A 7677-nucleotide genomic window follows, 5' to 3' on the forward strand; every position below is an offset into this window, starting at 1 on the left:
GGCACCGGGCGTGGCGTCTCGGCCGGCGGGGGAGTGGCCGGCGCGGGACCGGGTGTTGCGGGGCCGGGTGTTGCGGGACCGGGTGTTGCGGGACCGGGTGTTGCGGGGCCGGGCGTTGCGTCCGGGTCGTCGGCCGGCGGGCCGTGCTGCGGCACCAGGGACCTCCCGGGTCAGACGGTGGGGCGACGGGCGACGGCGACGAACGCCCGCCAGGCGGCCGGCGCGAACACCAGCACCGGGCCGTTCGGATCCTTGCTGTCCCGCACGCCCACCACCCCCGGCAGATTGTCCGCCACCTCGACGCACTCGCTGTTACCGCTGCGAGTGGAGGTGCGCCAGACCGCGCCAGTCAGGTGCATGAGTCCATCGCTTCCTTCATGAGGTCAATCGAGTGGCGGCGGGAAAACGCCTCGTTCCGGACCGTCTCCCATCGTGAGAGCAGCGTAGCTACGTCACCATCTCCGTCAACCACGACGCCAGCAAGCTGATTCTCAAGGTTGCCGACCCACCCACCATCCGCCCCGCGCGCGAGCGTGAACGGTCCGGACATGCCGACGTGAAGCCCGACCTCGGCGGGAATGACATGCACGCTGACCTGCGAGCGTTGGGCGCATGCAATCAGATGGGTGAGCTGTTCGAACATGAGCCCGCGCATGTGCTCGGCAGCATGCCGCACCGCATGTTCGTCGACGACGGCGATCAGCTGCGGTGGGTCAGGCTGCGTGAGGATCGCCTGTCGATCCAGTCGGGCGTGGACCCGACGCTCCACCTCGTCGTCGCTGAGCAGGTCGTCGCAGCGGATGACCGCGCGGGCGTAGTTCTCCGTCTGGAGCAGGCCGGGGATCAGCGTGGGCTGGAAGCAGCGCAACTGGCGGGCGCTGCGCTCGGCGTCCAGCCAGGGCCGGAACCAGCTCGGCTGGCCGTCCCGCTCGGCGAGCTTGAGCAGGTGGACCAGCAGACCACCGGTGGTCAGCACCTCGTCGGCGCGGGCAAGGAAGAGCCGGTCCAGCGGACGCTGACCCAGCTCCAACGCGGACACCATCGAGCCGGAGTAGTGCACCAGCCGGCCGAACTCCTCCTGGCTCATCCCGGCGGCAATTCGCAGTCGGCGCAGTTGAGCGCGGATCAAGTCGGCCGTCGGCGCGGCGTCGCCTTCCACAGTGCCTCCGCAGGTCGCAGGTCGTCTCCACCGGCCCGCCCGGCGGGCCACGCCACCAACGCACTCGCGCCTCCGGTGGCGCCGACGCCTTCCGACCGTAGCGGTGTGATCAGCAGACTGTCACGTACCGGATCTGCTGTGGTCTCCGGTCCCCAGCGCGCCGGGCCCGCCGTCGCCCGGCGGCGCGTCCCGTGCCCCAGCCGAGGAGGTACCCCGTTGTCCAGCTCCAGCCCTGCCGGCCACCTCCGACGTTCCCTGACCGCCGGGTCGGCGCCGAGGTCGTCCGCTGGCTGCCCGCCGGAATCCGGCCGGCCTCGCCCCGCCCGTACGCCGGTGTCCGGGCTGCCGCAGCCGCGGCTCGGGCCGTACCCCGCGCATCCTCGACCCTGCGGTGACCGGACGCCGCACACTCCGCTGCGGCCGATGTGGTGCTGCCGGGCCGACGGCCGGCCGTGGCCGTGCGCGGAGGCCCGGTTGCTGCTCAAGGCGGAGTTCGACGCGGATCCGGCGGCCCTGACGATCTACCTGGCCGGGCTCTATCACGAGGCGGCACACGACCTGTACCAGCTCAACCCCTACGACGGGCCGACGCCACGGGAGCTGTTCGAACGCTTCGTGGCGTGGGGCCCGTTCCGCCGCCCGGTCATCGACCCGCCCGCCACCGGTCCGTGAGCTCTCACCCGGCACGCAGATCTTGGACAGTTTCCGTTCACGGGCAACGGAAACTGTCCAAGATTGCCGTGACTCGCGCGCGAGCGCGGGGTGTCGCCGGCCCGGTCAGTCCTTCTCGACGGTGACCTTGCTGGGCTTGGCGCTGCGCTCGTCGGTGGTCGGCTTGGTGGGGCGCTTGCCGTTCTCGCCGGTGCTGGTGATCTTGGTCGGCTTGGCGCCGCGACCGCCCTCGCCCGGGACGGCGGCCACCGTCGGCTCGCCGTCCACCCCGGCGCTGGCCGCGCCACCGTCGACAGTCGTCACCGGCTCGGCCACCGGCCGGGCGATGGTCTGCCCGGAGTCCTTCGCCGGCTCATCCCCGGCGTCGTCCGGCTGCCTGGCGTCGGCGGGCTGTGCGGCGTCGGCGGGCCGCTTGGCGTTGGCGGGCTGCCCGGCCTCGGCGGGCGTGGCGTTGGCGGGCTGCTTGGCGTCGGCGGGCGTGGCATCGGCGGGGTCGGCCTTGATCCCGTTGGCCGGGCCGGCCCCTGCTCCGGCGGCTGCCACCCCGCTCGCCGCCTTGGCGGCACCTGCTCCGGCTTGCGCGCCGCTCGCCGTTGTAGCGACCCCGGCTTGCGCCGCCGCGCCCTTCGCCGTCGTGGTGGCACCGGCGCCGGCGGCCACGCCGTTCGTCACCCCGGCGGGGGCAACCTCGGTGGCCGGGCCGTCGCCGGCGACCGGAACGGTGGCGCTCTGCAACCGCAGCTCGGCCACCTGCCGCTGGAGCTCGTCGGACTCCTGCCGGGACTTCCAGGTCTCCTGTCGCAGGTCGGCGAGCTGCTGCTGGGCCTGGGCGATCTCCAGCATCACCTGGGCGAGCTGCTGCCGGCCGGCCGCCGCCTCCTGCTGGGTCGCCGCCAGATGCTGCTGGGTCGTGGCCAGGTGCTGCTGGGTGGTGGCCGCGTACTCCTCGAACTGGCGGCGGGAGGCCGCGACGTGCTCGTCCGCCGTGCGGCGCTTGTCGCCCGCCTCGGTCTCGGCCCGGCTCAGCAGCTCGGCGGCCTCCTCCTCGGCCCGCAGGCGCATGGTCAGCGCGTCCTGCTCGGCCGCCTCGCGGACCGCGGCGGCGCCCTGCTCGATCTCGTTCTTGCGGGAGGTGTACTCGGTCTCCAGCTCGTTCTTGCGGCTGGTGTACTCGGTCTCCAACTGGTCGCGGCGCGTGGTGAAGGTGGTTTCCAGCTCCTGCTGACGACCGCTGAAGGTGGTCTCCAGCTCCTGCTGACGACTCGTGAACCCGGCCTCCAGCTCGTGCAGGCGGGACTTGTACTGCTTTTCCAGCTCGTCGCGGCGCTTGGCGAACTCCTGCTCGGCGGCGGACCGCCGCTGAGCCAGCTCCCGGTCGGCCGTCTCCCGTCGGGAGTTGACCTCCTGCTCCACCCCGGCCCGCCAGGCGCCCAGCTCCTGCTGGGTCTGCGCCCGCGCGTGCTGCACGTACGCCTCGGTCTCGCTGCGCATCCGCTGCACGTACGACTCGGTCTCGGTCCGGCTGCGCTTGGCCGACTCGGTGGCCTGCGTGACCAGCCGTTCCGCCTCCTGCTGGGCCTTCGCCCGGGTGGCCCGCCCGGCCATCGACGCGTCGTCGATGACCTGCTTGGCCTCCCGCTGCGCCTTGGCGTGGGTGGCCCGGCCGGCCTCGGTCGCGCTGTCGGTGAGCCGCTTGGCCTCCTGGAGGGCCTTGGCGTGCACCTCCTTGGCGGCCTCGCGCAGCTCGCCGGCCTCCTGCCGGGCGGTGGCCAGCGCCTCGCGGGCGCTCTCGCGCAGCTTTGTGGACTCCTGCTGGGCCCGGGTGTGGATCTCCTTGGCGGTGTCCCGCAGCTGGGTGGCCTCCTGCTGGGCCTTCGTCAGCGCGTCCTGCGCCGTCTTGCGCAGCTTCGCCGACTCGTCCCTGGCCGCCCGCAGGGTCGACTCCGCCTCGGTGCGTAGGGCGGCGCTGTGCCGCTCCTCCTCCGCACGCCGCGCGGCGAGGGCGATCTCGAAGTCCTTCAATGCCCGGGCGGCCTGCTCGCGGGCCTCCTCGATGATGTGCTCGGCGGCGGCGCGACGGGCCTCGATCTCCTCGTTGGCCGCGGACAGAATCTGCTCCGCCTGCTCCTCGGCGAGGGTGAGGATCGACTCGACCCGGGGGCCGAGGTGCCGGAACGAGGCGCGGTCCACCACGTTCATCTGCTTGCGCACCTGGGCGAGGTCCCGTTGGAGCACCTCGACCTGACCGGCGAGCTTGTGGATCTGTGTGTACGCCTGTTCCCGTTCGGCGGCGAGGGTCGCGATCTCGTGCTCGGCACGCGCCACGTACCGGTCGACCTGTCGTTTCTCGTAACCCCGCAGAGCGGACTCGAAGCTGGGCTCCGTGGTCACGTCCCCGCCGAGTGCGAACAGTTCCTCGCCGTGCGACATGCCCCCATCCTCACACGCATCGGGCCCTGCTGGGGCGATACGGACGGCCCATGTGGGACCTACTTCACTTGGTTCGCAGAACGGAATGTCAAGGGGTGGGAAACGCATACGGCGCGAGGTAACACCGGTCACCCGGTGTCACCTCGCGCCGTCGATGCCCCGACCTGACGCCTCGCGTCAGCCGGCGGTCTCCGCGGTCACCCGCTCCTGACCGCCGTCGGCCTTCTTGGCTTCCGGCTTGGCCTCCGCCTTCGCCGGGACACCGGGAACGATGCCGGCGAGCCCGGAGAGCATCTGACCGAGCTGCGAGGTGACCGCGTCCTTCTGCCGGGTGAGGTCCTCGACCTCGCGGCGGGCGGCCTGGGTGGTCAGCTCCGCCTCGGTGCGGGCCTCGGTGAGCAGACGCTGCGACTCGGCCTTGGCCTCGTTGAGCGTCTTCTCGGAGAGCGCCTTGGCCTTGTCGATCGTCTCGTTGGCGCTGCGCTCCGACTCGACCCGACGGGCCTCGGCGCGCTGCTCGATCTCCTTGGCGCGCTCCTGCGCGGCCCGGGCCCGCTGCTCGGCCTCGCTGACCATCTTCTGGGTCTGCGCCACCTGGGCGGCGTGCCGCTCGGACTCCTCGCGCTCGGACTTCTCGCGCCGCTCGGCCAGCTGGAGCTCCAGCGCTTGGAGGTCCTTGTCGCGCTTGTCCCGCGCGTCGGTGAGCAGCTTGGTCGCCTCGGCGCGCTTCTCCTCGGCCTCACGGGCCGCCTTGGCCCGCTGCTGGGTGATCTCGCGCTCGGCGGTGGCCCGGAGGGTGGCCACCTCCCGCTCCACGGTCGACTTCAGCTCGGCCACCTCGTGCGCCGTGACGGTACGCAGCTGCTTGGTCTCGCGGTCGGCGTCGGCGCGCAGCGTGTCGGCCTCGCGGCGGGCCTGCACCCGGACCTCGGCGGCCTCGCGCTCGGCGGCGGTGCGCAGGTTGCCGGCGTCGCGCTCGGCGCTGGCCTTCATCGCGGCGGCTTCGGCGCGGGCCTTGTCGGTGATCTCACGAGCCTCGAGGCGGGCGGCGGAGAGGATGCCCTCCGACTCGCGCTTGGCCTCGTTGCGGTGGTCGTTGGCCTGCTCCTCGGCGAGCCGGAGGATCTGCTCGACGCGGGTGCCGAGCCCGGAGAGGGTGGGCCGGCTGTTCTCTTCGAGCTGCTTGTTCGTGTCGGTGAGCTTCTGCTCCAGCGCACTCATGCGCTGTTCGGCTTGGCGGAGCCGACGCTGGGCGTCGTTCATCCGCTGCTCGGCCTCGGCACGGGCCTGCTCGGACTGGGTCAGCGCGGCGGTCATCCGGCCGATGAAGTCGTCGACCTGGTGGGTGTTGTATCCGCGCAGGCCAACGGTGAAATCTGGCTGCGAGTTCGCGTTATCGAAGAACGCGAGAGGGGAGGACTGCTGCTGGGGCATTGGGACATACTGGCAGACGCCCCAGGGTGCTTCGCAAGAGCGGTGCGCAGCTTTCGTGTCCTCTTTACATGGTCAACTTCCGTGCTCGGCGAGGCCGGACCAATGGGCGATCTTGGCAGGTCCCGGGCGGGTCGGACGCCACGCAGCGTGACGCGGAAAAGGGCCACGGGACGCGCCCGTGGCCCTTTGTTCGATCCGGGTGGGTATCCCGCTAATGGCGATGGAAGAACAATGGCCCGTTCACCGCATTGGCCGTCCGGTGCTCGTCCGTCCGGCCGACGGCCCGGTCAGTGCCCCCGGAAGCGGTTGATCGCGTCCTCGTGCCGGGCCCGCAGCTCGCCGTCGCGCACGCCCAGCCCGTCGGCGGGAGCGAGGCAGCGCACCCCGACCTTGCCCTGGTGGGCGTTGCGGTGCACGTCGTACGCGGCCTGCCCGGTCAGCTCCAGCGGGTAGGTGCGGGACACCGTCGGGTGCACCTTGCCGAGCGCGACCAGGCGGTTGGCCTGCCACGCCTCGTGGTAGTTGGCGAAGTGGCTGCCGACGATCCGCTTGAGGTGCATCCACAGGTAGCGGTTGTCGTACTGGTGCTGGAAGCCGCTGGTGGAGGCGCAGGTGACGATGGTGCCGCCGCGCCGGGCCACGTAGACGCTCGCGCCGAAGGTCTCCCGGCCCGGGTGCTCGAAGACGATGTCCGGGTCCTCGCCTCCGGTCAGCTCGCGGATCCGCTCGCCGAAGCGCTTCCACTCGTCCGGGTCCTGGGTCTCCTCGTCCTTCCAGAACCGGAAGCCCTCCGCCGCCCGGTCGATGACCAGTTCCGCGCCCATCCGCCGGCACAGCTCGGCCTTCTCCGGCGAGGAGACGACGCAGATTGGGATCGCGCCGCCGTTCAGCGCCATCTGGGTGGCGTACCCGCCGAGGCCGCCGGACGCGCCCCAGATCAGCACCACGTCGCCCTGCTTCATGTTGGCCCCGTGGTGCGAGACGAGCTGCCGGTACGCGGTGGAGTTGACCAGCCCCGGGCTGGCGGCCTCCTCCCAGCTCAGGTGCCGCGGCTTGGGCATCAGCTGGTTGGCCTTGACCACGCACAGCTCGGCGAGGCCGCCGAAGTTGGTCTCGAAGCCCCAGATCCGCTGCTGCGGGTCGAGCATGGTGTCGTCGTGCCCGGCCGCGTCCTCCAACTCGACGGAGAGGCAGTGGGCGACCACCTCGTCGCCGGCGGCCCACCGGGTCACCCCGGGGCCGGTGCGCAGCACCACGCCGGCGGCGTCCGAGCCGACCACGTGGTACGGCAGGTCGTGCCGGCGGGTCAGCTCGGAGAGCCGGCCGTAGCGCTGGAGGAACTTGAAGGTGGGCAGCGGCTCGAAGATGCTGGTCCACACCGTGTTGTAGTTGATCGCGCTCGCCATCACCGCGACCAGCGCCTCGCCGGGGCCGAGCTCCGGCGTCGGCACCTCCTGCACGTGCAGCGCCTTGCGGGGGTCCTTGTCCCGGGTGGCCATGCCGTCGAACATCCGGGCCTCTTCGGCGCGGACGACCACGCCCCGGTAGCTCTCCGGAACGGGCAGCCCGCCGACGCCGGCGAGCTCGCGGTCCGGATCGCTCGATTCCTCCGCCGCCATGATCGCTTCGAGGATGTCCTGCACGGTGACCTCCGGTTCGTCCCGCACCCGAACGGGCCCGGGTGCTGCCATCGTCGGCGCCGGTGGACGCGACCGCCATGTCGGCATTCGACACATCCGGCACCGGTCGCGCTCCTGTGGGCCGGGACGTTACTGAACGGTAGCTAAAGCCGGAAGTCCTCTGTGAAAAACTGCATCCGCCGATGCGTGAAGCTGTCCGACCACCCCACCAACCGCGCACTGACGTGCTCGCGGGGCCCGCCCTGGGGCGCGTCACACCCGGTCGCTGCCGCGAGGGAACCGTGGCGTGGCGGCGGCGATGCGGAGGCGGAGGCGCCAGGCGGCGGAGGCGCGGGCGGGGGC

General features: G+C 71.9%; 6 protein-coding genes. 1 reads left to right on the forward strand and 5 read right to left on the reverse strand.

Annotated elements, in window-relative coordinates; translation table 11 throughout:
• Positions 1-170 precede the first annotated feature (170 nt).
• Together EAD89_RS20510 and EAD89_RS20515 are read right to left on the reverse strand one after the other, a co-directional pair.
• Positions 171-359, reverse strand: a complete 189-nt coding sequence (locus EAD89_RS20510) for a DUF397 domain-containing protein (RefSeq protein ID WP_121655998.1) — start codon at positions 357-359, stop codon at positions 171-173.
• Positions 350-1159, reverse strand: coding sequence for a helix-turn-helix transcriptional regulator (locus EAD89_RS20515; RefSeq protein WP_121655997.1), 810 nt, complete (start codon positions 1157-1159; stop codon positions 350-352). Before EAD89_RS20515 ends, EAD89_RS20510 begins: the two co-directional genes overlap by 10 nt.
• 333 nt (positions 1160-1492) lie before the next feature.
• On the opposite strand from EAD89_RS20515, the gene EAD89_RS20520 reads away from it, so the two are divergent.
• A complete protein-coding gene (locus EAD89_RS20520) occupies positions 1493-1831 on the forward strand; it encodes a hypothetical protein (RefSeq protein WP_121676857.1) in 339 nt (112 codons plus the stop codon).
• A 105-nt stretch (positions 1832-1936) separates the two neighbouring features.
• Here the strand turns inward: EAD89_RS20520 and EAD89_RS20525 are convergent, their stop codons facing one another.
• The 3 genes from EAD89_RS20525 to ccrA form a co-directional block, all read right to left on the reverse strand.
• The gene (locus tag EAD89_RS20525; RefSeq protein WP_121676858.1) at positions 1937-4261 is read right to left on the reverse strand and encodes a hypothetical protein; all 2325 of its coding nucleotides are present in this window, start codon (positions 4259-4261) and stop codon (positions 1937-1939) included.
• Positions 4262-4438: 177 nt separating this feature from the next.
• The gene (locus EAD89_RS20530) at positions 4439-5695 is read right to left on the reverse strand and encodes a cell division protein DivIVA (RefSeq protein WP_121655994.1); all 1257 of its coding nucleotides are present in this window, start codon (positions 5693-5695) and stop codon (positions 4439-4441) included.
• Positions 5696-5982: 287 nt separating this feature from the next.
• Positions 5983-7338, reverse strand: a complete 1356-nt coding sequence (ccrA, locus tag EAD89_RS20535; protein WP_121676862.1) for a crotonyl-CoA carboxylase/reductase — start codon at positions 7336-7338, stop codon at positions 5983-5985.
• Between the last annotated feature and the right edge of the window lie 339 nt (positions 7339-7677).

The sequence above is a fragment of the Micromonospora sp. BL4 genome (genome assembly GCF_003667505.1).
In the GTDB taxonomy this organism is placed as follows: Bacteria; Actinomycetota; Actinomycetes; order Mycobacteriales; family Micromonosporaceae; genus Micromonospora.

What these genes read in the sequence shown, in the direction of transcription:
- EAD89_RS20510 (WP_121655998.1), bottom strand. Translation starts at nt 359, where the DNA reads ATGCACCTGACTGGCGCGGTCTGGCGCACCTCCACTCGCAGCGGTAAC.
- EAD89_RS20525 (WP_121676858.1), bottom strand. Translation starts at nt 4,261, where the DNA reads ATGTCGCACGGCGAGGAACTGTTCGCACTCGGCGGGGACGTGACCACG.
- EAD89_RS20530 (WP_121655994.1), bottom strand. Translation starts at nt 5,695, where the DNA reads ATGCCCCAGCAGCAGTCCTCCCCTCTCGCGTTCTTCGATAACGCGAAC.